Origin of the sequence: Actinomadura chokoriensis, from assembly GCF_041463665.1 — a bacterium.
Lineage (GTDB): Bacteria > Actinomycetota > Actinomycetes > Streptosporangiales > Streptosporangiaceae > Spirillospora > Spirillospora chokoriensis_A.
The window spans coordinates 63,687-88,151 of the sequence record NZ_JAXCEJ010000028.1; the positions used below are offsets into that span (position 1 = coordinate 63,687).

Genomic DNA, 24,465 nt, shown 5'->3' on the forward strand with positions numbered 1-24,465 from the left:
GTTACCTCTCAGTACTCTCGGTGCGGGTGGGCCCGGAACGTACGTCCGGACCGGGGTGAGATCCAGTTCGCCTGCCGGATCCGGCCATTCCGTCACCTGGATCGACCATCATGGTGATCGTGCCGACCTCCCCGAACCCCAACGCCACGCCGCGTCCGGCGGAGCTTGAAGCGGTCTTGGAACGGATCACCTACGCCAACGAGGACACCGGCTACACGGTCGCGCGCGTGGCGACGGCGAAGAGCGGGGCCGACCTGCTCACGGTGGTCGGCGCGCTGCTCGGCGCGCAGGTGGGGGAGAGCCTGCGGCTGGTCGGCCGGTGGCGCTCGCACCCGAAGTACGGCAAGCAGTTCGAGGTCGAGTCGTACACGACCGTCCTGCCGGCGACGATCCAGGGCATCCGCCGCTACCTCGGCTCCGGGATGATCAAGGGGATCGGGCCGGTGACGGCCGACCGGATGGTGGAGCACTTCGGCACCGACATCCTCCGGATCATCGAGGAGGAGCCGGAGCGCCTCGTCGAGGTCCCGGGCCTCGGCCCGAAGCGCACCAAGCGGATCGGGGACGCGTGGGAGGAGCAGAAGGCCATCAAGGAGGTGATGGTCTTCCTGCAGGGCGTCGGCGTCTCCACGTCGCTCGCCGTCCGCGTCTACAAGCAGTACGGCGACCAGTCGATCGACACCGTCCGCGGGCAGCCGTACCGGCTCGCGTCCGACGTGTGGGGCATCGGGTTCAAGACGGCCGACACGATCGCGCAGGCCGTCGGCGTCCCCCATGACAGCCCCGAGCGGATCAAGGCGGGCCTCCAGTACACGCTGTCGGAGGCCGCCGACGACGGGCACTGCTTCCTGCCCGAGCCGAACCTGGTCACGGCCGCGGAGAAGATCCTCGGCGTGCCGCGGGAGCTGATCGTCCCGGCGCTGGACGAGCTGGCTCGCGACGAGGGCGTCGTCCGGGAGCCGATCCCGGGCGCGGGGGAGGACGCCGCGACGATCCCCGCCGTCTACCTCGTCCCCTTCCACCGGGCCGAACGCTCCCTCGCCCGCGGCATCCTCGAACTGCTGGACGCCCCCACCGACCGGCTCAAGGCGTTCGCCGACGTCGACTGGGACAAGGCCCTCCCGTGGCTGGAGCAGCGCACCGGCCAGGCACTCGCCGCCGAGCAGCAGGAGGCCGTCAAGCTCGCGCTGACGTCCAAGGTCTCGGTGCTGACCGGCGGCCCCGGCTGCGGCAAGAGCTTCACCGTCCGGTCCGTGGTGGAGTTGGCCGCCGCCAAGAAGGCCGAGATCGTCCTGGTGGCCCCGACCGGGCGCGCCGCCAAGCGCCTCGCGGAGCTGACCGGGCACGAGGCCGCGACGGTCCACCGGCTGCTCCAGCTCCAGCCCGGCGGCGACCCCAAGTACGACCAGGACAGCCCCCTCGACGCCGACCTGGTCGTCGTGGACGAGAGCTCCATGGTCGACCTCATCCTCGCCAACAAGCTGGTGAAGGCGATCCCGCGCGGCGCGCACCTGCTGCTCGTCGGGGACGTCGACCAGTTGCCGTCCGTCGGCGCGGGCGAGGTCCTCGCCGACCTGCTCGGCGCCGAGGCCGTCCCGCGCGTCCGGCTCACGAAGATCTTCCGGCAGGCGCGGGAGTCCGGCATCGTCGTCAACGCGCACCGCGTCAACGCCGGCGACCACCCGCACACCCGCGGCTACGACGACTTCTTCCTCTTCCCGTGCGAGGAGCAGGACGAGGCCGCCGAACTCACCGTGGACGTCGTCGCCAACCGCATCCCCCGCAGGTTCGGCCTCGACCCGCGCCGCGACGTCCAGGTCCTCACGCCCATGCACCGGGGCACGGCCGGGGCGGGCTCCCTGAACACGCTGCTGCAGGAGGCCCTGACCCCGCACGACGACGCCCGCCCCGAACGCCGCCACGGCGGGCGCGCCTTCCGCGTCGGCGACAAGGTCACCCAGCTCCGCAACAACTACGACAAGGGCGAGGCGGGCGTCTTCAACGGCACGGTCGGCGTCGTCGCGAAGGTCAGCCTGGAAGAGCAGTCGCTCACCGTCGTGACCGACGAGGACGAGAGCATCGAGTACGCCTTCGACGAGCTGGACGAACTCGCCCACGCCTACGCGATCACGATCCACCGGTCGCAGGGCAGCGAGTACCCGGCCGTCGTCGTCCCGCTCACCACCGGCGCGTGGATGATGCTGCGCCGCAACCTCCTCTACACGGGCATCACCCGCGCGAAGAGGCTCGTCGTCCTCGTCGGCTCGCGCCGCGCCCTCGCCGCCGCCGTCCGCACCGCCGGCGCGGGCCGCCGCCACACCGCCCTCGCCCACCGCCTGTCTCAGCGGTAGCGGTCCAGCTCCCACGGGTCGTGGGCGCAGAAGACCTCCACCTCGCCGCCGCGCGCCAGCTCCCGCAGCCGGGCGACGTTCGCGAGGCGCAGCTCGCGGTCGGCCTCGCCGCCCGCCTGGACGAGTTCCATCAGCGGATGCACGACCGGCTCCGGGCGGTCGACCTCCCCGTGGTACATGTACGCGTCCCCGGCGTGCAGCAGCCAGCGGCCGCCGTCCCGCACCGCGACGCCCGCGTGCCCCGGAGTGTGCCCGCCGAGCGGGACGAGCAGGATGTCCCCGGCCACCCCGTCCAGGGCCCGGACGCCGTCGAACCCGTGCCAGGTCTCGCCGCCCCCGTCCCCGTAGACGACCCATTCCGGGCCGTGGGCGAGCTGCGCCGGGGTCTTGCCGCCGTCCGCCCGCTCCGCCTCGAACAGGTGCACGGCCGCCTGCGGGAAGTCGCTCAGCCCGCCGGCGTGGTCGCGGTGCAGGTGCGTCGGGACGACGTGCCGGACGTCGGCGGGGGAGTGCCCGAGCGCCTCGACCTGCCGGACGGCCGTCGCGGCGGGGTCGAGCACAGGCCCCGCCATCTCCACCCAGTCGTCGAGCAGCCGCTCGGACGGGTGCTCGATGTCGCCGAGGCCGATCCCCGCGTCCACGAGGACCAGCCCGGACGAGTCGGTCTCGACCAGCAGCACATGGCCGGCGGCCCGCGCGGGCCGCAGCGGGCTCTCCGGCCCGTCGGCGGGCTCGATCACCCGCATGGGGGCGCAGTCGAGGTGGTGGACGCGCATGGAACTCCTCAGAGAAGGCCGGCGAGCTGCCGGGTGACCTGGTGGACGACGGACACGTCCCGCTGGACGCGGGCGAGCATGAGGGCGCCCTGCAGCGACGACAGGACCAGCGTCGCCAGCGGCCCGACGCGCTCCTCGGGCACGCCCCAGCCGAGGAGCGCGACCCGGAGACCGCCCAGCCACTCCCCGTAGGCGGTGTCGCAGGCGGCCCGGATCGTCTCGCTCTCGGCGGCCGTCTCCAGGGCCACGGTCGCGACGGGGCAGCCCTTGCCGAAGTCCGACTCCAGCAGGTTCCGCGCGAAGTAGTCGCCGAGGGCCGCGAGGCCCGCCGGCCCGTCCGGCGCGGCGAGGACGACCTCGGCGAGGGCGTCGCCGACCGTCCGGCCGGACAGTGCCACCGACTCCGACGCGAGCTGCTCCTTTCCCTCGGGGAAGTGGAAGTACAGCGACCCCTTCGGCGCCCCGCTCTCCGCGAGGACCTGGTTCAGCCCGGTGCCGTGGTAGCCCTGCCGCTGGAACAGCTCCGCCGCCGTCCGCAGGACCCGCTCTCTCGTCTCTCCACGCGGTGCCATGGCGACCACACTAGACCGACCGGTCTATAGATTTCAATGTAGTGGCGGCCGGGCCGCTGCTGACCGTGCTGCCGCTCGCCGCCGCCTACCGGACGGGGTCGCGGCCCGCGATGGTGCCCGGCTTCGCCGTAGGCGGCCTCGGCGTTCCGTACGGAATGGCCGGGCTGGGCGCGATGCTCGTCACCGCCACGGCCCCGGCCCTCGTCGGCGCCCTGCCGCCCTTCACTTCCTGACGGTCAGCCGGTCGAGGCGGAGGCCGGTGAAGGCGCCGGCGGTGACGCCGCGCACCCGCTCCGACCAGACCAGATGATCGTGGGCGGACCACAGCGGCAGCGCGGGCATGTCGCGCAGCATCGCGCTCTCGGCGAGACGCGCGGGGATCACTCCCTCCTCGGGAGCGGCGGCGCGTTCGGCGTCCGCGACCAGGTCGGTCGTGTACGCGTCGTCGAACCCGGTTCCGGCGTCCAGCAGCGGGGCGAGCGCGGCGACGGGAGCCGGGTAGGCGGCCGTCGTGTGGATGACGAACGGGCCGTCCACCTCGTGATCGTCCCCGGCCTTGCGCAGGTCGGCGACGGGGTGCGGGCGGGCGTCGAGCTTGAGTTCCTCACGGAGTTGGTCGGTGACGGCCTTCACCCAGGCGTCGTCGCCCCGGTTCGCCTCGTACCAGACGTTCAGCGGCCCGCTCAGCCCGCCCGCGTCGGCCAGCGCCGCCGCGGCGGCCTTGGAGTCGTGCACGCACAACCGGCACTGCCCCTCGCGGTGGCCGGGACGGATGCCGGGCGCGATCAGGGAATCGGCGGGGGAGTACTGGTGACCGAGCGCCCCCTCAATCACCGCGGACCGGTCGATCGCCATCGACAGCGCCGACCGGACGGTCGGTGACGCCAGCCGTTCCTCCCAGGCCGGGAAAGCCAGGTAGGTGACGTCCCGTCCGGGGACGGCGAGGTGCCGGCCGCCGAAGTCGGCGTCCATCGACTCGTGCCGGTCCGGCGGGACCCGGGTGGCGACGTCCAGGTCACCCGCTGCGGCGGCGTTGTACTGCACCCTCGCGTCCGGCATCGCCTTGACGACCACGGAGCGTCCCCGGCCCGACCGGCGCTGCAGGACGATCTCCCGGGAGCTCCGCGAGGCCACCCGGAACGGGCCGTTGCCCACGGGCAGGCGCCCGTAGGCAGCCCAATCACGCGACTCCAGGACGCTGTCCGGCAGCGGGAAGAACGCGGGGTCGCCGAGCAGGGCCGGGAAGCCGCTCAGCGGGCGGTCGAGCGTCACCTCGAAGGTCTGCTCGTCCTCGACCTTGAGCCCGGCCACCGTCTCCGCGCCCCGCCGCGCGCCCTTGACGTGCGCGACCTCGGTGAACAGCCGCGCACCCGCCCAGCCTTCGCGCAGCACGGCGGTCCAGGCGCCGGTGAACGAGCGGGACGTGACGGGCGAGCCGTCCTGGAACGTCGCCCCGGGCCGCAGCCGGACCGTCCAGACCCGCCGGTCCGGGCTGGTGATGGACGCCGCGGCGGCGTTGCCGGGAGCGCCGGTCCCCGGGTCGTAGGAGACGAGCCCCGTCCACACCGCGTTCGCGATCATCCGTCCGGCCGGTTCGCGGACGTCGCCGGGCAGCAGCGTCGCGGGGGCGGGCGCGCCCACCGAGATCCGCGGATCGGCCGGCTCGCTCCACGCCCGCAGGGCCGCGACGGGCGCCAGCAGCACCACCACCGCTCCGGTGACCAGGGCGGCGGTGCGGGTGGAACTCCTCATGCCTCTCCCGGGAGCAGGGGGCGGCCGACGCCGGTGAGCGTAGAGCAGGACGTCAGGGCCCACCAGTCCTTACGGTGCTGAGTCCATTTCGTGACCGAGCCGCCTGTTGATCAAGCTGGGCGGCGCGGTCACACTGGCGCTTGCGAAGATCTTCTTCCATGGAGGCGCGATGCTCCCTCGCACGTCCAGCCCCGCCAGGCGCCTGATCCAGGGCGGTGCGGCGGTCGCGGCGGCCGCGGCGCTGATGGCCGGCACCGCCTGGGCCTGCCCGCCCGAGCCCGAGAACGCCGACGCCCCGCAGGCGGCCGCGGCCGCGGGCGAGGGCACCGGCGGCCACGCCGGGCACTACCACCGCGCGGACGCCAAGACGGCCGAGGCGTCCGAGGCGATCAAGGGCGTGCGGCGCGTCGGCGGCGTGTCCGACGCCAAGGGCGCCATCTCGCTGATGTTCATGGACTACGGCCACGGCCGGCACAAGCGGACGATCATGTACGCGACCGGCGAGTTCGGGCTGAAGGCCTACGACGTCACCGCCGACCCCAAGGTCCCCAAGCTGGTCGGGCAGCTGAACATGCCCGGCATGTGGGAGACCGAGGACACCGACTTCGACCCCGAACGCAAGATCATCTACCTGTCCCGGGACCCGCGCGCGTTCGGCGGCAACACCCGGACCGGCGAGTCCGGCATCTACGTCGTGGACGCGTCCAAGCCGGAGGACCTGCGCCAGATCACCTACGTGCAGGTACCGGCCGGGCACACCACGACGTGCGTGAACGACTGCCGGTACCTGTGGACGGGCGGCCCCGCCAAGGCCGACTGGATGCCCGCGGACTGGGGCGGCCGGCCCGTCTGGGTGACCGACGTCCGCGATCCGGCCAGGCCGAAGGTCCACAAGGACCCGATCGACACCGGCCGCAACGACGGCAAGACCGACTACACGCACGACATCCAGGTCGACTCCGACGGCGTGGCCTGGGCGTCCGGGCGCGGCGGCGTGCGCGGCTACTACACGGCGGGCCGCCATTACGACCCGGTGCAGAAGAAGTGGCGCCGGGCCACCGCGGTCGACCCCGTCCCGTACGCGGGCGGTGGCCTGGACGAGGCCACCACCAACTCCACCTTCATGCACAACAGCTACCGCGCGGTCGGCCGGACGCGGAACCAGGCCGCCGACCCGCGCAGGTGGGGCGACGGCAAGCTGCTGTACGTCACCGAGGAGACCTTCAACGACGGCTGCGCGAACGACGGCCTGCTCGTCATCGCGTCGCTGGAGGGCTCGTACAAGGGCGAGGGCTGGCGCTCGACGCCGGAGAACAAGTTCCGCCTGCACACCGTCGGGACGTGGGGCGTCGCGGGCAGGGAGGGCAGCGACCCCGCCAGCACGGACTGCTCCGCGCACTACTTCGACGTCCGCGACGGCATCCTCGTCCAGTCGTTCTACTCGCAGGGGACGCGGTTCCTCGACGTCAGCGACCCGACGAACCCCAGGCAGGTCGCCTACTACCGGCCGGCGGACGCCGCGTCCTGGCAGCCGTACTGGCACGGCAAGTACGTCTACGTGGCCGACAACACGCGCGGCGTCGACGTCCTGGAGCCGACCTTCCGCTGACCGCCGCTCGCGCAGGGGCCCGTCCCGTTCCCAGGGGCGGGTCCTCTGCACGTCAGGGGTGGTCCTCGGCGTCGCCCGGGTCGCGGGCGCCGCGTTCGGTGGCCTGGACGGCGGACCCGGCGGCCCGGCGGAGCTGGTGCCCTGCCTGCTGGACGGCCCGGACCGGGCGGGCGGGCAGGTGCCGGGACGGGCCGCGGTGCCGCCGCCAGTGCTCGCGGGCGCGGGCCCGGTGCTCGACGCGCAGGTTCTCGATGAGGCGGTCGATGTCCATGGACACCTCGCCGTACAGCGGCCACAGGTCCCCGGCCGCGGCGCGGGCGTGCAGGTCGCGGGTGAGCCGGGCGCGGCGCTCGCGGGCCACGTCGACGCGCATCTCCAGGTCGTGCTCGGCGAGGAAGGGCCGGGCGTCGCGGGCCAGGTCGGAACGGGCGAGGCGCCCGTAGGCCGCGATGCTCGCGGCGATGCCGGCGAGGGCGTCGCCGAGTTCGCGGCGCAGCGCCGGGTCGGTCAGCAGCCGGCCCCGGTCGCCGAATCCCTCGTCGTCGGCGAGGGACCGGGTCAGCCCGCGCAGCGAGAGCATGAAGTGCTCCATCGTCTCCATGGCGTTGCGCAGCGCGACGCCGGCGTCGATCAGCCGCCGCGCCCGCGGGTTGAGCTTGACGCTCTCCTCGGCGGCGCCGAGTTCCCGGTCGGTATGGCTGAGTTCCCGGGCGAGCCGCTCGGCCGCGTCCTGCCAGCGGGCCGCCTCGCCGTCGGCGCGGTCGCCGCGCAGCCCGTCCGCGATGCTCTCGATCAGCTCCCGCAGCTTCTCGGCGATGTCCTGGACGGCCTCCTCCGCCGGGCGGACCCGCACCGAGGGGAACAGCAGCGTCGCCGCCAGCCCGGTGGCGGCGCCGATCAGGGTCTCCAGGATGCGCTCGGTCGCGCCCGAACTGCTCGCCGCGCCCAGCGCGAAGATCAGCATCGCGGAGATGGGCACCTCCAGCACGTGCTCGCCGAGCCGCAGGACGTGCCCGATGACGAGCGCGGCGAGGATGGTGAGGCCGAGCGTCCACCAGGAGAACCCGATGGTGCTGGCGGCCATCACCGCGACCAGCACGCCCGCGGTGACCGAGGCGACCCGCAGGATGCTCGTCTTGATCGTCTGGACGACGGAGAACTGCACGACGAGCAGCGCGGTCAGCGGCGACAGCAGCGGCTGCGGCCCGCCCGGCGGCAGCACGGCGACCGCGAGCAGGAACGCCAGCACGGCGGTGAGCGTGAGCCGGGCGATGCGGTAGGCCGCGGACTGCACCTCCGTCGTCACGCGGAGCGGCGAGCGCCCGGCCCGGTCACCCCGGTCGGAGCGGCGGCGGTGGAACGGGAGTGACATGTCGTGTGTCTTTCCCGCGTGGCGGCAATATTGCGGCAAAGCCGCGAATGCGGGCCAGGTCACGTTCTCCGGCGGGCGCGGAACGCGGCGACGTTCGTCCGGTTCGCGCACCCCTCCGAGCAGAACCGGCGCCGTCCCGCCCGGGACGTGTCGGCGTACACCCGGTCGCAGCCGGCGGCGGCGCAGACGCCCGTCCTGCCGAGCCCGTACTCGACGACCAGCTCGGCGAGGTTCATCAGCGTGGTCGCGCGGAACCGGTCCAGCAGCCGGGACGAGGGCGGCGCGTAGTGCATGTGCAGGCCGTGCGGCTCGTGGTCGGACAGGTGCGGGTGCATCGGGATCTCCAGCATGAGCCGGTTCAGCAGCGCCGTCGCGTCCTGGAGCCGGGGGGCCTCGAAGAACGGGCGCAGGACCCGGCCCCAGCGGCGGAAGTCCTCGGCTTCGGCGTCCTCGAACTCGTGCCAGAAGAACCCGTTCTCGCGCAGGAGGCGGCGCAGCGCCTCGGCCGAGGCGTCCCCGCCTTCGCCGGTCGCGGCGTTGACCAGCGCCACCGCCGCCGACACCCCGTGGCTCCCGTACCCCGTGGTGCGCATCGCCCGTGCCTCCGGTCCCGCTCGGCTGCGGTAAATATTATCGGGCTTACAACCCTTACAGGTGCGGGAGCGCGCTCAGTACCGCCATCGAGTGGCGGCCGCGATCCGCTCCGGGGTGGCGCCGTCGAACAGCGCGATCTCGCCGCGCCGCACGGTCGCGACGGTGTCGATCACCGCCTCGCCGAGCGCGTCCCGCAGGACGGCGTCGGCCTCGAACGCCGCGACCGACTCGGCCAGCGACGCCGGCAGCGGCACGATCCCCCGCGCCGAACGCTCCTGTTCGGCGAGCCCCGCCGGGTCGACGTCGACCGGCTCGGGGAGCCGCAGCCCGGCGCCGAGCCCGTCGCGTCCGGCCGCGAGCAGCGCGGCGAGCAGGAGGTACGGGTTGGCGGCGGCGTCCAGGCACTTGACCTCCACGTTCGCCGCGGTCGCCCGCTCCCCTTCGGCGCCGGTCACGAAGCGAAGCGCCGCCTCCCGGTTCTCCAGCCCCCAGCACGCGTACGCGCCCGCCCAGTGCGACGGGACGAGCCGCAGGTAGCTCGCCACCGTCGGCGCGCCGATCGCCAGCAGCGCCGCCAGCCGGCGCAGGATCCCGGCGGCGAACGCCTCCCCGGCGGCCGTCATCCCGTACGGGCCGGAGCCGCCCGCCATCGCGTTCGCGGGGCCGTCCCCCGTGTCGTCCCGCCACAGGCTGAGGTGGACGTGGGCGCCGTTGCCCACCGAGCCGGCCTCGACCTTGGGGGAGAAGGACGCCGCCAGGCCGTGCTCCATCGACACCGCCCGGATCGTCTCCCGGACCAGGACGGCGGTGTCGGCCGCGCCGAGCGGGTCCTCGGCCGCCACCGACACCTCGTACTGCCCGGCCGCGTACTCGGGGTGCAGCTGCACGACCGTGACGCCCGTCCTCTCCAGCGCCCCGAGAACGTCCCGCAGGTAGCCGGCCAGCTCGACGACGCGCGCCATCCCGTACGCGGGGCCCCTGCAGGCGGGGGAGAACTCGTCCCCGCCGCCCTTCGACACCGCCCACTCGATCTCGAACGCCGCCTTCACCGACCAGCCCAGCCCGGCGAGCCGGTCGATCTCGCGGCGCAGCAGCGTCCGCGCGTCCAGCGGATGCGCGGAGCCGTCCTGGGCGTACCGGAGCGCGGGCGCGTGCGCCCAGCCCGGCAGCGCCGCCATCGGCACGAGCCGCTCCAGGACGGGATGGAGCCGCAGATCGCCGCTCGGGCCGCCGATCCACCGCCCGGACGCGATCGAGTCGTCCACGAGGAACACGTCGAAGACCGGGGACATCCCGACGCCCCACGCGGCCGCGTGCTCCAGCCGCTCCACCGGCACGGTCTTGGTGCGCGTGATGCCGCTGACGTCCACCCAGGTCAGCGCGGCCGCCACGATGCCCTCCCCGGCGAGCCTGCGGGCCGCCTCGGCGGCCCGGCCGCCGAGCCGCGCGCGGTCGCGCCCGCCGAGCGCGTACGCGTCGAGGCCGGGTCCGCCGAGCGCGGTCTCAGGGTTCTGTTGCACGGTGCTGGCTCCCGGTCGGAGTGGCGGCGGAGGACACGGGCGCGGCCCGTAAGGGCATCGTAGGGAGAACACCGGCTAGTTTCGGGGAGGCGGGCGCCGTGCTGGAGTACCTGGAGTCGCTGGCGCTGATCGATCACCACTGCCACGGCGTCCTCGGCCGCGGTCTCGGCCGCGCGGAGTTCGAGGAGTCGCTGACCGAGGCGGAGACGGCGGGACCGCCCGGTGTGAGCATGTTCGACACTCAGGTGGGGTTCGCGCTGCGGCGCTGGTGCGCGCCCGTCCTGGACCTGGACGCCCACGCGGAGCCGGACGCCTACCTCGCGCGCCGCGCCGGGCTGGGCGCGGCCGAGGTCAACCGGCGCTTCCTGGCCGCGGCAGGGCTGGAGGCGCTGTGCGTGGACACCGGTCACAGCCCGCAGGCGATCCTCGGGCCGGACGCCCTCGGACGGCTCGCCGGAGCGGAGGCCCGCGAGATCGTCCGGCTGGAGACCGTCGCCGAGCGGGTGGCGGCCGAAGGCGTCGACGCGTCCCGGTTCGCGGACGAGGTGCGCGCCAGGGTCGCCGGCCACGGCGCGGTGGGCGCCAAGTCGATCGCCGCCTACCGGGCCGGGCTGGAGCTGTCCGGGCTGCGGCCGTCCGACGCGGAGGTGCGGGGGGCCGCGGGGCAGCTGATGCTCGCGGCGGAGACGGCCGGGACGGGCCCGCGCGTCTGCGACGAGATCCTGCACCGGTTCCTCGTCTGGTGCGCGGTCGACGCCGGGCTGCCCGTCCAGTTCCACGTCGGGTACGGGGACGTGGACGCCGACCTGCGCCGCGGCGACCCGCTGCTGCTGATCGAGCTGCTGCGCGCCATGGACCCCGTCCCGGCGATGCTGCTGCACAACTACCCGTTCCACCGGCACGCCGGCTATCTCGCGCAGGTCCTCCCGAACGTGTACGTCGACGCCGGGCTCGCGACCCACAACCTCGGGCACCGCTCGCCCGCGCTGATCGCCGAGCTGCTGGAGCTGGCGCCGTTCGGGAAGGTGCTGTACTCCTCGGACGCGTTCGGGCTCGCCGAGCTGTACCACCTGGGCGCGCTGCTGTTCCGCAACGGCCTCGCCGGGTTCCTCGCCGGCGGGGTGGAGGACGGCGCGTGGACGTCCCGGGACGCCGAGCGCGTCGCGGGGATGATCGCGTCCGGCAACGCCCGCCGCGTCTATGGTCTGTGAGCGAGAGTGACCATTTGGGGAGGAACCGGTATGGCCGCACGTGAACGCCTGCTCGTCATCGGCGGCGACGCCGCGGGGATGAGCGCCGCGTCCCAGGCCCGCAGGCGGCGCGGCCCGGACGAACTGGAGATCGTCGCCGTCGAGCGCGGGCACCACGCGTCCTACGCGGCCTGCGCCATCCCGTACTTCGTCGGCGGCGTGGTCGACGATCTCGGCAAGCTGATCTCCCGCACCCCCGCCCAGTTCCGCGAACGCGGCATCGACCTGCGGCTGCGCACCGAGGCGGTCGAGATCGACGCGGACGGCGGCCGGGTGCGCGTCCGCGACGTGGACGGCGGCGGCGAGCGCTGGGAACCCTACGACGACCTCGTGATCGCCACCGGCGCCGTCCCGGTCCGGCCGCCGCTGCCCGGGACGGACGCGAAGGGCGTCCACGGCGTCCAGATCCTGGACGACGGGCTGGCGATCCTCCGCCACCTCGAAGACCGCGCCCCGCGCCGCGCCGTCGTCGTGGGCGGCGGCTACATCGGCCTGGAGATGGCCGAGGCGATGGTGAGGCGCGGCCTGGAGGTGTCCCTGGTGGACGCCGCGGACCAGCCGATGCGCACCCTCGACCCGGACATGGGCGCGATCATCGCGGACGCGATGCGCGGCCTCGGCGTGAAGCTGTACCTGGGCGAGCAGATCGAGGGCTTCGACACCTCCCCGGACGGGTACGTCGCGGCCGTCCGCACCGGGCAGCGGACGCTGCCGGCGGACCTGGTCATCCTCGGGCTCGGCGTGCGTCCCGCGTCCGGCCTGGCCCGCGAGGCCGGGATCGAGGTCGGCCCGACCGGCGGCATCGTCACCGACCGGCGGATGCGGACCCGCTCCGACCGCGTGTGGGCGGCGGGCGACTGCGTCGAGAACCGCCACCTCGTGTCCGGCGCCCCGGTCGCGATCGCGCTCGGCACGCACGCCAACAAGCAGGGACGCGTCGCGGGCGTCAACCTCGGCGGCGGCTACGCCACGTTCCCCGGCGTCGTCGGCACCGCCGTCTCCAAGATCTGCGAGTGGGAGGTCGCGCGGACGGGCCTGAACGAGCGGGAGGCGGCCGCCGCCGGGTTCGCGACGCTGAGCGCGGTCGTCGAGTCCACCACCCGCGCCGGCTACCACCCGGGCGCCACCACGATGCAGACGAAACTGATCGCCGAGCGCCGGTCCGGGCGGCTGCTCGGCGCGCAGATCGTCGGCCGGGAGAACGCCGCCAAGCGGATCGACGGCCTCGCCATCGCGCTGTGGAACCGCATGACGGTCGAGGAGATGACCGGGCTCGACCTCGGCTACGCGCCCCCGTTCGCACCCGTCTGGGACCCGGTCCTGATCGCCGCCCGCAAGGCCGCCGAAGCGGTCGAGGCGGACATGCGCTCCGATTCTTGATCCGCTTTGTCGGTGATCTCCCCTAACGTGTGGCCTCATCGGCCGGGCGTGGGTCTCCCGGCGACATCGACTTGAAGGACGTCATGGAACTGCCGAAGGCGCTGCTGGAGCCGCCGTGGGCGCGCAGGCCCGCCGCGCAATCGTCCGGCGGCGAGCCCGTGCTCGTTCCCGGTCTCCAACCGCCGGACGGCCGCGCCATCCTCTGGGCGCCGGGCGAACGCGAGGAATGGGCGGCGACCCGTCCCTACGGTTCCTGGCAGGACGGCGAGTGGGAGGAGGCCGCCGAGCAGTTCCGGGACGGCCGGATGGGTTACGAGCCCACCCGGGCCGGGTTCCTCGCGCAGGCGCCCGAGCAGCTCGCCCGCCCGCTGCTGGCCGCGTGGCGGCCGGAGGTGACGTGGGACTTCGACCACTCGCTCCGGCCGATCGTCGCGCGTTTCGGGACCGGCGTGTGGGACGTGTCGTTCCGGCTCGCCAAGCAGAACCCGGCGGGGACGGGGCCGGTCCTGCTGCCTTTCCTGTCCGCCGACGTCGCCCGCCTGGCGGCCGACTGGCTGTACCGGCTCAAGTCGGCGCAGCACCTCGCCGGCCTGTGGTTCGAGCGGCACGGCCTCGCGGCCGTCCCGTACCTGGTGCCGGACGCGCTGGGCAAGCGCGTCGGGCCGCGCCGCAACGCGGTGAAGGCGCTGCGGTCCATCGAGGGGGACGTCGTCGGGGCGGCCCGCGTCCACGGCGGCGAGGCCGCCGACGCGGTCGCGGCCCTCCTCGCCGCCGCGCCGCCCGCCGCCGCGCCCGTCCAGCCTCCGTACACGCCGCCGCCCCTCCCCGCGTGGCTGGACCCGGGCAGCCTGCCCCCGCCCGCGCTGAAGGACGGCGGGGAACTTCCGGTGGAGGCGGTCCGCACCCTGCTGCTCGCCATGACGGTGCCGGAGAGCCGGGGGATCGACGTCGCGCCGGTCGTGGACGGGGCCAGGGAGGTCTGCGCGCCGGAGTCGCTCGCCGCCTTCGCCTGGGCGCTGTTCGAGGCATGGCGGGAGGCGGGGCTGACGAACCGCAGCGGGTTCGTCCTCACCACGCTCGGACGGTTCGGCGACGACGACGTCGCCCGCCGGCTCGCCCCGCTGATCAAGGACTGGCCGGGGCAGGGCGGCGGGCACGGCCGCGCCGTCCACGCGCTCGGGGCACTGGTCGAGATCGGCGGCGACGTCGCCCTGGCGCAGTTGAACGGGATCGCGCAGAGGAGCCGGTACAGGGGCCTGCGCGAGGCGGCGGAGCGGAAGCTCCAGGAGATCGCGAAGCGCCGCGGCCTGACCTCCGGGCAGCTCGCCGACCGCCTCGTCCCCGACTTCGGCCTGGACGCGGACGGCACGCTGACCCTCGACTACGGGCCGCGGCGATTCGTCGTGGGCTTCGACGAGCAGCTCAAGCCCACCGTCTCGGACGAGAACGGCGGGCCGCGCAAGTCGCTTCCCAGACCCGGCGCGAAGGACGCCCCCGACCTGGCTCCCGCCGCGCACCAACGGTTCGCGGAGCTGAAGAAGGACGTCCGCGCGGTGGCGTCCGTCCAGGTCGCCCGGCTGGAGTCGTCCATGGTCACCGGCCGGGAATGGACGGTCGCCGAGTTCGGCGAGTTCCTCGTCCGGCACCCGCTGATGCGGCATCTGGCACGCCGCCTCGTCTGGCTGAGCGGCGACCGGTCGTTCCGGGTCGCCGAGGACCGGACGCTCGCCGATCTGAACGACGACGCGGTGGAGCTTCCCGAATCAGCGAGCACCCGGATCGCGCATCCTCTGGAGCTGGGCGATTACGTGACGGCCTGGTCGGAGGTGTTCGCCGACTACGAGATCCTCCAGCCGTTCCCGCAACTCGGCCGTCCCGTGTTCACCCTGGCCGACGGCGAAGGGAAGGACGGACGGCTGGAACGGTTCGAGGGCGTGACCGTCCCCACCGGACGGCTCCTCGGTCTCACCCGGAACGCCTGGCGGCGCGGCGCACCGCAGGACAACGGGATCGAACACTGGATCTCGTGGGAGCTCGCCGCGGACGTGTCCGTCGTGGTCGACCTCGATCCGGGCATCGCGGTCGGCTATGCGGGCCTGGACTCCCTCCAGACGATCGAGCGGGTCCGGGTCGCCAGGGCAGCCGGTTTCCACGTGCCGTCCAGCGTGATCGAGAACGGCTTCGACGGCATCGCCCCCGTCCTCGTCTCCGAACTCCTCGCCGACCTGACGAGCCTGACCGTCCCCTGAGCGGAACGGCTCCGCCGGACCGTCCCGGAGCCGCCCGAGGCTTTGCTGAGGGCCCGCGCGCCCCTCAGGTGATCTTCTCGAGCGCCTGGAGGACGTCCGCCACCAGATCCTCGGTGTCCTCGATCCCGACCGAGAAGCGGATGAACCCCGGTTCGACGGCGTCGCCGCCCCACCGTCCCCGCCGTTCCGCGGAACTCTGCACGCCGCCGAAACTGGTGGCCTGCATGACGAGCCGCAGCGACCCGAGGAACCGCTCGGCGGCATCTTCGCTCGGCAGCGTGAACGAGACGACGCAGCCGAACCGCCGCATCTGCCGGACGGCCACCTCATGCGAGGGATCGTCCGGCGATCCCGGATACCTGAGCCCCGAGACCCGCCCCCACAGCGCCTCCGCCAGCGCCAGCGCGTTGGCGGACTGCCGCTCCAGCCTCAACTGCAACGTGGCGAGCGACCGATGCGCCAGCCATGCCTCCATCGGTCCCGGAACCGCGCCCACGGTCTTTCGCCACAGCCGGATCGCGTCGGCCAACCCCGGATCACGCGTCGCGACATGCCCGAGCAGCAGATCCCCGTGCCCGGTGAGGGCCTTCGTGTCACTGGCGACGGAGAAGTCGGCGCCCAGATCCAGGGGCCGCTGCCCCAGCGGCGTGGCCAGCGTGTTGTCCACCGCCACCAGCGCCCCCGCCGCGTGCGCGGCCGCGACGACACGCGCGATGTCGCACACGTCCAGACCCGGATTGGACGGCGTCTCCAGCCAGACGAGCCGCGCCCCGTCCACCAGCGCGGCCTGGGCGTCCCCGGCGGTGGGCGCCATCCGCACCACCGCGCCGTACGACTCCAGCCGCTCCCTCAAAGCCCGCGTGGTCAGGTAGCAGTCATCAGGCAGGACGACGACGTCCCCCACGCGCACCTGCGACAGGAGCACGGCCGACACCGCTGCCATTCCGGACGAGAACGAGACGACCTCGGCCCCGCCCTCCAGCTCCCCGATCGCCTGCTCCAGCAACGTCCACGTCGGGTTGGAGTCGCGTCCATATGTGTAGGGCCCGCTGGCCTCCCCGGCGAGATGGTAGTGCCCCGCGAAAACCGGTCCCGGCAGCGCCGGCGCGAAGTTCTCCGCACCCGGCCGCCCGGCCCCCACCGCCAGCGTCCCGTCCCCAACTTCCACCCGAGCCTCCTTCACAGATCTCCTTCACCATCGTCCCGCAAGCGCCACCACGAACACCACTGCCGGCCAGGCGAGGGGCACCGGGAGGACGCTCGCGCCGGTTTCGAGATCAGGAGTTGCGCAAGGAGTCGGCTATCCCTCGGGCCACCTCCGATTCCTCCAGCCGACCGAGGCGTTCCAGGGCGTAGGACTTGTTGAAGTAGTTGTTCCAGGAGTCGGGACCGTTGTCTATGGCGTAGTCGATGGCGAGGAGCGCTTCCTCGTAGCGGCCCAGCCGGACCAGGGCGGCTCCCTTGATGCTGTGGGCGTCGGCGGCGTCGTACTGGCGCCCGCCCCTGGTCCGGCCGGAGTCGATCAAGGCGATGAGGTGGTCGGCCACGGCCAGGGCGTCGGTGTCGCGGTCGACGTCGAGGAAGACGAGCGCGCGGCCGAGGTGCGGGGCGGGGTAGCCGGGCTGGAGGGCGATCACCTGCTCGTAGGCGGCGAGGGCCTCGTCGGTTCGCTCCAGCCGGGAGAGGGCGCCCGCCTTCTCGTAGAGTGCCGCCACATCGGACGGGTTGCAGCGGACGGCGTCCTCGAAGGAGTTCAGGGCTTCGGCGGGCCGGTTCAGCTGGGTCAGGGCGCCGCCGCGCCAGTAGTAGGCGTCCGCGTAGTCGGGGCGGAGGCCGAGGGCCGCGTCGAATTCTCGGACGGCCTCTTCGGGACGGCCGGACTCGACCAGTTCGACGCCTCTTCTATGGTGTTCGACTTCGCGCGGGCGCGGACGGCCGGCGAGTTGCTCCAGTTTCGCGCCGGGGGCGAGTCTCCCTCCGCAGGACGCGCAGCGGGGCGCGCGGAAGCGGGAGGCGGGTGCGTGGCAGCGGTCGCAGTAGTTGTGTCCGCAGTCCTGGCAGATCATGAACTCGATCGCGAAGCCCTCGGGGTCGTTGCGCGCCACCGGGTTGCCGCCCGGCACCTTCGACACCGAGATCAGCCGCGTGCAGGCCCAGCCGGAACAGCTGAGGAGCATGGTCATCGTCCCTTTCCGTGGTCGAACGTGTAGTCCCAGTCGAGTTCCCACGTCCGCATCTCGTGGTCCCTGCCGCGCGACACCGCGAGGTGGGCGTCGGCGCTGAGACCGACCCACTCGACGCCGGTGCTGTGCGCCTTGATGGTGTGCAGGCGGCGTCCGGCCGGGAGGTCCCAGAAGCGCAGCGTCCCGTCGGGGCCACCGGAGACCGCGAACCTGTCGTGCCGCGCCAGGCTGGTGACCGGGTCCGGCGGGTCGTGCAGGAGGCGTTCGGCGCGCAGGTCCCAGACGCGGAGGTTGCGGTCCGGGCCGACGGTGGCGGCGAAGCCTCCGTCGGCGTCCACATGGATCGACGCGAGTTCCTCGGACGGGCCGCTGACGTAGCCGGTGCCCTCTCCCGTCGTCCCGTCCGACGTCCACAGGGTGCCGACGGTGTGCCCGCACGACACCACCGTGCGGCCGTCCGCGCTCATCGCGGCCGGGGTCTGGCCCGGCAGGACGTGTGAACGTCGTCCGTCGAGGTGCCACAGCGTCACGACGCGGCGGAAGTCGCCCACGAGGAGGGTCTCGCCGTCGGGGCCGAAGCGGAGGGAGAAGACGATCCCGCCGTGTCCCTTGAGGACGTGTCTGCGCTTGCCCTTGGCGAGGTCCCAGACCCGGACGACGCCGTCCTCGTCGCCCGACGCCGCGAGACGGCCGTCCGGGCTCACCGCCAGCGCCCTGACCTCGGCCCGGTGCCCGGCGAGGACGCGGACGCATTCGCCGGACGCCACGTCCCACAGCCCGACCTTCCCGTCGCTCGCCCCGGTCAGCAGCCGGCCCCCGTCGGGGGTGAACGCGACGCGGTCCACGGACCATGCGCCGATCTGGAGCGTGTGCAGGAGGTCGCCGGACGCCGCGTCCACGAGCCACACGATCGGCCGGCCGCCGAACGTCACCGCGAGGACGCCGCCGGGGCCGAGGACGCTCCCGTTCACCGACCCGCGTCCGGTGTCCGGAAGCTCCCGCCCCTGCCAGGCGCCCGCCAGCCCGGCCGGGCGGCCGTGCCGGCCGGTCTCGCGCCACAGGTCGAGCAGCTCGCGGTTCCGCTCGTGACCGGGAACGTTCCGGCCCGCCCGCAGCTCCGCGGCGGCTCGCGCCCACTGCCCGCCGTCCGCGAAGCGGCGGGCCCTGGAGAGGGCGAGGTCCACCGTGCCGGCCTCGCGGGTGAGTTCCGCCGCGCTGCGCGGACGGGCGTGGCTCCACGGCGAGAGCGGCCCGGCCTCCGGGAGGCGCCAGGCTTGGGCGGCCGGTCCGCCGGACGCGGTCATCGCGCGGCGCCCGTCGTCGCTCAGCGTCAGCGTCCCGCCGAGGGTGCCCTCGCCCGGCAGCGTGCGGAGGCAGCGTCCCTCGTCCAGATCCCACAGTTGCAGGCCGTCCGGACCGATCGACAGTGCCCGGCTGCCGCCGCCGTCGACCGCGTACCGGGCGTCCTGCGCGACCGGAAGTTCCACGGCCTTCAGCGGACGGCCCGCCACGGCGTCCCAGACGCGCAACTCCGTCTCGGTCACGGCGAGCGCGACGCGGCCGCCCGCGCTGAGCGTGACGCGTGCCCGCGGCATCGACGTCGTCCGGACGAGCATCCCCTTGGCGGCGTCCCACACCCGCAGCCGCATGGTGGTGGGCTCCCACCGGACTACATGGCCCTCACCGGTCACCGCGACGGCTCCGCCGAGGCGGGGTGCGAGGTCCTGTTCCTTCTGCAGGGTGCGGGCGCAGCGCCCGCCGGCGGTCTCCCAGAGCCGGACGGCTCCGCCCTCGGTGGCCGACACGAGGAGCGAACCGTCCGAGGCGAACGCGATCGAGTCGACACGGCTGGCGTGGTCGTCGATCCGGTGCAGGAGGCGGCCGGTGGCGGCGTCCCAGACGAGCATGACCCGGTCCGCGCCGGCGGAGGCCGTGAACCGGCCGCAGGGGCTCAGCGCGACCGCGCTCACCCCGCCCGAGAGCCCGGCGGAATGCGCGGGCAGCGCGTGGACGCAGCGCCCGGTCGCGAGGTCCCACACCCGGACGGCGCCGCCTTCGGAGCCGGGCGGGGGAGGGGTCGAACTGTCCCGGCCGCCGCTGACCGCCAGCGTCGCGTCCGCCCCGAGCGCGACGGCGCTGACCGCGTTCGCGTGGCCCTCCAGGACGACGGGCGGCGGCGGGACGAGCAGCCGCCGGGCGCGCTCCAGCGCGGCGGCCGGTTCGGGAGCGTCCGGCGCCCGCCCGGTGGCCTCCTCCAGCAGCGCGACCGCGCCGGCCGTGTCGCCGCGCTCCAGGTGGACGAGACCGAGCAGGTGCGCCGGCATCCAGTCGTCCCGGTGGGTCGCGCGGACCTGCTCCATCTCGCCGACGAGCTGCGCGTCCGTCAGCCGTCCCGCGCGCCACAGATGGACGCCCCCGTTGAAGACGGCGTGCGGGTTGTGCGGGTCCGCCCGCAACGCCCGCTCCCACAGCGCCTCGGCCTGGTCCGGGTGGCCGAGGTCGAGCATCGACAGGGCCTGGTTCGACAGCCCGTCCGCGAGCAGCGTCGCGGCGGCGGGCCGGACCCGCGGGTACGGGGCGCCGGCGACCTGCGCGTAGACGGTGGCGAGTTCGTCGGCCAGCTCGTCCATCCGGTCGGGCCGGGACGACGGATCCGGCCGGAAGCACGCGCGGAGCAGGGCCGCGAGGCCCGGCGGCAGCACCCCCGCCGCCCGCACCGCGAACTCCTCGAACGCCTGCCCGCCCGCCGCCCCCGACCGGGTCGGCGGGCCGCCGGTGAACATCGACAGGACGCTCAGCGCCCACGACCACACGTCGGTCGCCCGGGTCAGCGGCGCCAGGCCGCCCGCCGCCGCCCGCGCCTGCTCGGGGGAGCAGTACGCCGGGGTCAGCCCGGCGAAGCTGACCGCCGGGTCGGCGTCCGGGCGCGGGACCCCGTCCTCGCCCGCCCTGACGCGCGCCTTCGCCAGCCCGAAGTCGGTGACCTTGACCGTTCCGTCCGGGGTCAGCATCACGTTCGCGGGCTTGACGTCCTGATGGACGAGCCCGCTCCGGTGCGCGTGGTCCAGCCCCCACGCGAACTGGATCGCGATGTCGATGATCCGCCCCGTGCCGCGGCGCCGGTCCGGGTCGTCCAGCCGCCCGTCCCGGATCGCGTCGGCGAGGCTGCCGCCGCCGACCCACTCGGCGAACACGCCGGGCAGCGGGCCCAGCCGGCGCACGTAGGCGCAGTTCACGACGTGCGGATGCAGGCCGAGCCCGACCCACGTCTGCGCCTCGTCCTCGAAGCCCCGCAGCCCCCATTCCGACCCGACCAGCTCGGGCCGGGGAACCTTCATCGCGAGCTCGGTGTCCCAGCCCCGGTGCCGCACCCGGTAGACCAGCCCCATGCCGCCGGTGGCGACCACGTCGCGCACCTCGTACAGATCGAGCACGACATCGCCCCGCCGCCACATCGCGTCGATCATGACCGGAATCCTACGGATCTGTCGGCCCGCTCCTCTACCGTTGGTCGCCATGGAAGATCACCTCGCGGACGAGGACGCGCTGACGATCCCGGAGACCTGGCGGCGGATGCTGCACCCCCGCCGCGGCGGAGCCCCCGGCCCCCGGATCAGGGTGGACGCGGCGGCCCCGGAGGCCGTCCGGGCCCTCGTCGAGGAGACCGGCGGCGCGGTCGAGGCGCTGCTCGAAGGGGGAGCCGGCGACCCGGCGCTCACCGAGGCCGCACGCCGCCACCTGAACGGCGAGGACGACCCGGCGGGAGCGGGCGCGGTCGCCGCCGTCACCGTGATGGGCGTCGGCGGCCCGTACCGGCGGGACGAGGTGCACCGGACGTTCACCGACGCGTGGATCGCCGAGCGCGGCGCCGCGTTCGCGGCGTGCGCGCTGGTCGAGCTGCTCCGGACGGAGGCGGCCCGCAAGGGCGGCGGTTCGTGGCGCGGCATCAGGGTCGGCGCCGTCCACCGGGAGGACGGCGCCGTCCTCGGGGGCGCGCTGTCGGAGAACCTGCGGCGTGTCCGGGGGCTGCTGGCCGGCGCCGCCGACGGCGACTACGCGGACGCCGTCGACCGGCTGGCGGCGTACCGCTCGACAACGGCGATGAGATGGATCGTGTCGTACCTGGTCCCCTCCCAGGAGGACTGGGTGGACGAGTGCTGCGCGGCCCCCGGCGAACTCGGTCCGTGGGGTGGGCGGCGTCTGGTGCTGCTGACGCTGGGCAAGGCGTCGCAGATCGCGGCGACGCCCGGGTTCTACTGGGGAGACCCTTCCCGGGCGCTGCTCGCCACGATGGTGGACGGGATCGGCCCCGACGTGCTCCCGTTCCTCCTTCACGAGCTCGCCGCCGCGAATCTGGAGTCGGCGGATCGCAAGCACATCTTCGAGGCGATCGCCGTCCTGCCGACGGACGAGGCGTTCCAGGCCCTGATCGACCGGCTCGATCAAAAGCATGTGCCGGGCGCGCTGGGCGAGGCGGCGCGGCGGTTCCCCGTCCGGGCGCTGCGGCTGCTGGCCCGCGCCGGCGCCGACGAACTTCTCGGCCGGCACGCCGAAGCGCACGCGGAGCTGGTCGCGGCCGTGCTGCCGACCCTGCCGGACGAGGTGGCCGCCGCCGTCCGCGCCGCGGCGTCGTCCACCCGCGTCCCTCCGGCGGAGCCCGGCGCGGTGCCCGCCGTGCTGGCCGACCCGCCGTGGCTGCGCCCGCGGCGCCGCGTCGTGGCCGGCCTGCGGGCGCCGGAGCCGCGGACCGTGTGGCGCGAAGGCGAGCGGCAGGCGTGGCTCGCCGCGGACCCCGGCATCGCGAAGCCCGACAGCACCGACTGGGAAACCCTCGTGGAGGGCTACCGGACCGGCAACCACAAGACCGGGCAGGTGCAGCTCATGGTGCACGGACCCGAGGAGCTGATCCGTCCGCTCCTCCCGGGCTTCGACGGTTTCGCCCGCCGTGACTCGTACCGCTGGACGCGGCTTCTCGTGGCCCGCTACGAGCTGGACGCGCTGCCCGTCGCGATCCTGATGGCCAAGCCGTCTCCGGAGACGTGCGCGGAGCCGCTGATGCCCTTCCTGGACGCCGGCGTGGCCGCGCTGATGGCCGATTGGCTCGGCAAGCGCGGAAAGCATCAGGCCCCGGCCCGGGACTGGTTCCGCCGGCACGGGCCGGACGCCGCCGCGCTGCTGGTCCCGGCGGCGCTCGGCGCGAAGCCGGGGCGCCAGGCCGAGACGGCCCTGCGGTACCTGGTGGACGCGCACGGCCTCGGCCCCGTCGTGGACGCCGCGCGCCTCGCCCATGGGGACGAGGCCGCGAGCGCGGTCGGGGAACTCCTGTCGTCGCCGCCGGTCGAGACGGGACTCGACCGCCCCGCGAAGATCGGCGAATGGGCCGACCCGGCGGCGCTGCCCCAGGTGCTCCTGCGCGGCGGCGAGCGCGCCGTGCCCTACGACGCGGCCCGCCGCCTGGTCGAGCTGCTCTCGCTGCCCACCCCGTACGGCATGGACGAGCTGCGGCGCGCCTGCGATCCGGACTCGGTGGCGGAGTTCGGCTGGGCGCTGTTCCAGCAGTGGCTCGAAGCCGGCAGGCCGTCCAAGGACGGCTGGGCGCTGGCGCAGCTCGGCCGCACCGGCGACGACGAGATCGTGCGGCGCCTGACCCCGGTGATCCGGGCCTGGCCGGGGGACGGCGGGCACAAGAACGCCGTCAACGGCCTCGGTGTGCTCGCCGAGATCGGCTCGGACGTGGCGCTGATGCATCTGCACGGCATCGCCCAGAAGGTCAGGTTCAACGGGCTGCAGGCCGAGGCGCAGGCGCGGATCCGCGAGGTGGCGAAGCGGCTCGGCCTCACCACCGAGCAGCTCGCGGACCGGCTCGTCCCCGCCTTCGGCCTGGACGCCGACGGGAGCATGACCCTCGACTACGGGCCGCGCCGCTTCACCGTCCGGTTCGATGAGCAGCTCAGGCCGTCCGTCGCGGACGAGGACGGCCGGCGCCGCAACGTCCTCCCCAAGCCCGGCGCCAAGGACGACCCCGAACTCGCCCCGGCCGCCTACAAGGCGTTCGCCGGGCTGAAGAAGGACGTGCGGACCGTCGCGTCCGACCAGCTCCGCCGCCTGGAGCTGGCCATGGTGACCGGACGCCGCTGGACGCCGGCCGAGTTCGGCGAGTTCCTCGTCCGGCACCCGCTCGTCCGGCACATCGCCCGCCGCCTCGTCTGGGTCGCCGAGGACGGCGAGCGGACGACCGCCTTCCGCATCGCCGAGGACGGGACGTTCGCCGACGCCGACGACGACGCGTTCGCCCTCGCCGAGGCGGCCCGTGTCGGCATCGCGCACCCGCTGCGCCTGGGCGACACCATCGCCACTTGGTCGGAGGTGTTCGCGGACTACGAGATCACGCAGCCGTTCGCGCAGCTCACCCGCCCCGTCCACACGCTGACCGGCGGCGAGCGGGGCAGCGGGAGGCTGGAGCGGTTCGAAGGGCTGAAGGTGCCGTTCGGCAAGGTGCTCGGCCTGGTCAGGCGCGGCTGGGAGCGCGGCGAGCCGCAGGACGCTGGCGGCGAACGCTGGATCTCCCGCCGCGCCGCCGCCGGCCGGTACGTCGTCATCGACCTGGATCCAGGCATCTCGGTCGGCGCCGTGGACGCGACCGGCGACCACCAGACGCTCAAGTACGTGTGGCTTGCCACGGCACCCGGCGACTACTGGCCTCGCAAGGGCACGCCCCTGACCTTCGGGGAACTGGACGGCGTCACGGCGTCGGAGATCCTGGCGGACCTGGAGGCCCTCGCGGAAGCCGCCGTCCGGTGAGCGGCGGAACCGCGCCGCCGGCGGGGCCCTCCCCGCACTGCCCGCCCTCCCCGTAC

Annotated in this window: 16 protein-coding genes; 7 read left to right on the forward strand and 9 right to left on the reverse strand. The window is 74.2% G+C overall.

Annotated elements, in window-relative coordinates; genetic code table 11:
* The first annotated feature begins 119 nt into the window (after positions 1–119).
* Positions 120–2,351 (forward strand): SF1B family DNA helicase RecD2, encoded by a 2,232-nt coding sequence (recD2, locus tag SM418_RS32230; RefSeq protein ID WP_371945110.1) that lies wholly within the window; start codon positions 120–122, stop codon positions 2,349–2,351.
* Here the strand turns inward: recD2 and SM418_RS32235 are convergent.
* Positions 2,342–3,127, reverse strand: a complete 786-nt coding sequence (locus tag SM418_RS32235; protein WP_371945108.1) for an MBL fold metallo-hydrolase — start codon at positions 3,125–3,127, stop codon at positions 2,342–2,344. The two genes, recD2 and SM418_RS32235, sit on opposite strands and share 10 nt — an antisense overlap.
* Positions 3,128–3,135: 8 nt before the next feature.
* A complete protein-coding gene (locus SM418_RS32240; RefSeq protein WP_371945106.1) occupies positions 3,136–3,699 on the reverse strand; it encodes a TetR/AcrR family transcriptional regulator in 564 nt (187 codons plus the stop codon).
* A gap of 41 nt (positions 3,700–3,740) precedes the next feature.
* On the opposite strand from SM418_RS32240, the gene SM418_RS32245 reads away from it, so the two are divergent.
* Positions 3,741–3,932 carry a hypothetical protein gene (locus tag SM418_RS32245; RefSeq protein WP_371945105.1) on the forward strand — a complete coding sequence of 64 codons (192 nt, stop codon included), beginning with the start codon at positions 3,741–3,743 and terminating at the stop codon, positions 3,930–3,932.
* On the opposite strand, the gene SM418_RS32250 is transcribed toward SM418_RS32245, so the two are convergent.
* Positions 3,922–5,451 carry a peptide ABC transporter substrate-binding protein gene (locus SM418_RS32250; RefSeq protein WP_371945104.1) on the reverse strand — a complete coding sequence of 510 codons (1,530 nt, stop codon included), beginning with the start codon at positions 5,449–5,451 and terminating at the stop codon, positions 3,922–3,924. The genes SM418_RS32245 and SM418_RS32250 overlap by 11 nt on opposite strands.
* Before the next feature lie 169 nt (positions 5,452–5,620).
* On the opposite strand from SM418_RS32250, the gene SM418_RS32255 reads away from it, so the two are divergent.
* Positions 5,621–7,060 carry an LVIVD repeat-containing protein gene (locus tag SM418_RS32255; protein WP_371945102.1) on the forward strand — a complete coding sequence of 480 codons (1,440 nt, stop codon included), beginning with the start codon at positions 5,621–5,623 and terminating at the stop codon, positions 7,058–7,060.
* A 52-nt stretch (positions 7,061–7,112) separates the two neighbouring features.
* On the opposite strand, the gene SM418_RS32260 is transcribed toward SM418_RS32255, so the two are convergent.
* The 3 genes from SM418_RS32260 to SM418_RS32270 all read right to left on the reverse strand — a co-directional run bounded on the left by SM418_RS32260 (position 7,113) and on the right by SM418_RS32270 (position 10,546).
* A complete protein-coding gene (locus SM418_RS32260; protein WP_371945101.1) occupies positions 7,113–8,432 on the reverse strand; it encodes an aromatic acid exporter family protein in 1,320 nt (439 codons plus the stop codon).
* A 59-nt stretch (positions 8,433–8,491) separates the two neighbouring features.
* Positions 8,492–9,025 (reverse strand): CGNR zinc finger domain-containing protein, encoded by a 534-nt coding sequence (locus tag SM418_RS32265; protein WP_371945100.1) that lies wholly within the window; start codon positions 9,023–9,025, stop codon positions 8,492–8,494.
* Between the two features lie 75 nt (positions 9,026–9,100).
* Positions 9,101–10,546: a type I glutamate--ammonia ligase gene (locus tag SM418_RS32270; protein ID WP_371945099.1), complete on the reverse strand. Its 1,446-nt coding sequence runs from the start codon at positions 10,544–10,546 to the stop codon at positions 9,101–9,103.
* A 98-nt stretch (positions 10,547–10,644) separates the two neighbouring features.
* On the opposite strand from SM418_RS32270, the gene SM418_RS32275 reads away from it, so the two are divergent.
* The 3 genes from SM418_RS32275 to SM418_RS32285 all read left to right on the forward strand — a co-directional run bounded on the left by SM418_RS32275 (position 10,645) and on the right by SM418_RS32285 (position 15,425).
* Positions 10,645–11,757: an amidohydrolase family protein gene (locus SM418_RS32275; protein ID WP_371945098.1), complete on the forward strand. Its 1,113-nt coding sequence runs from the start codon at positions 10,645–10,647 to the stop codon at positions 11,755–11,757.
* 30 nt (positions 11,758–11,787) lie between these two features.
* Positions 11,788–13,176 carry an FAD-dependent oxidoreductase gene (locus tag SM418_RS32280; RefSeq protein ID WP_371945097.1) on the forward strand — a complete coding sequence of 463 codons (1,389 nt, stop codon included), beginning with the start codon at positions 11,788–11,790 and terminating at the stop codon, positions 13,174–13,176.
* Positions 13,177–13,259: 83 nt separating this feature from the next.
* The gene (locus tag SM418_RS32285) at positions 13,260–15,425 is read left to right on the forward strand and encodes a DUF4132 domain-containing protein (RefSeq protein ID WP_371945096.1); all 2,166 of its coding nucleotides are present in this window, start codon (positions 13,260–13,262) and stop codon (positions 15,423–15,425) included.
* 64 nt (positions 15,426–15,489) lie between these two features.
* Here the strand turns inward: SM418_RS32285 and SM418_RS32290 are convergent, their stop codons facing one another.
* From SM418_RS32290 to SM418_RS32300, 3 genes are all read right to left on the reverse strand, one after another.
* Entirely contained in the window at positions 15,490–16,593 is a 1,104-nt protein-coding gene (locus tag SM418_RS32290; RefSeq protein WP_371945095.1) for a cystathionine gamma-lyase, read from the reverse strand.
* Positions 16,594–16,702: 109 nt separating this feature from the next.
* On the reverse strand, positions 16,703–17,608 hold the full coding sequence (locus SM418_RS32295) for a tetratricopeptide repeat protein (RefSeq protein WP_371945094.1): 906 nt from the start codon (positions 17,606–17,608) through the stop codon (positions 16,703–16,705).
* A complete protein-coding gene (locus tag SM418_RS32300; protein WP_371945093.1) occupies positions 17,605–21,075 on the reverse strand; it encodes a protein kinase domain-containing protein in 3,471 nt (1,156 codons plus the stop codon). The genes SM418_RS32295 and SM418_RS32300 overlap by 4 nt, the downstream gene beginning before the upstream one ends.
* A gap of 49 nt (positions 21,076–21,124) precedes the next feature.
* Here SM418_RS32300 and SM418_RS32305 point away from each other — a divergent pair, with 49 nt between their 5' ends.
* Positions 21,125–24,409, forward strand: a complete 3,285-nt coding sequence (locus SM418_RS32305; RefSeq protein WP_371945092.1) for a DUF4132 domain-containing protein — start codon at positions 21,125–21,127, stop codon at positions 24,407–24,409.
* Positions 24,410–24,465 lie beyond the last annotated feature (56 nt).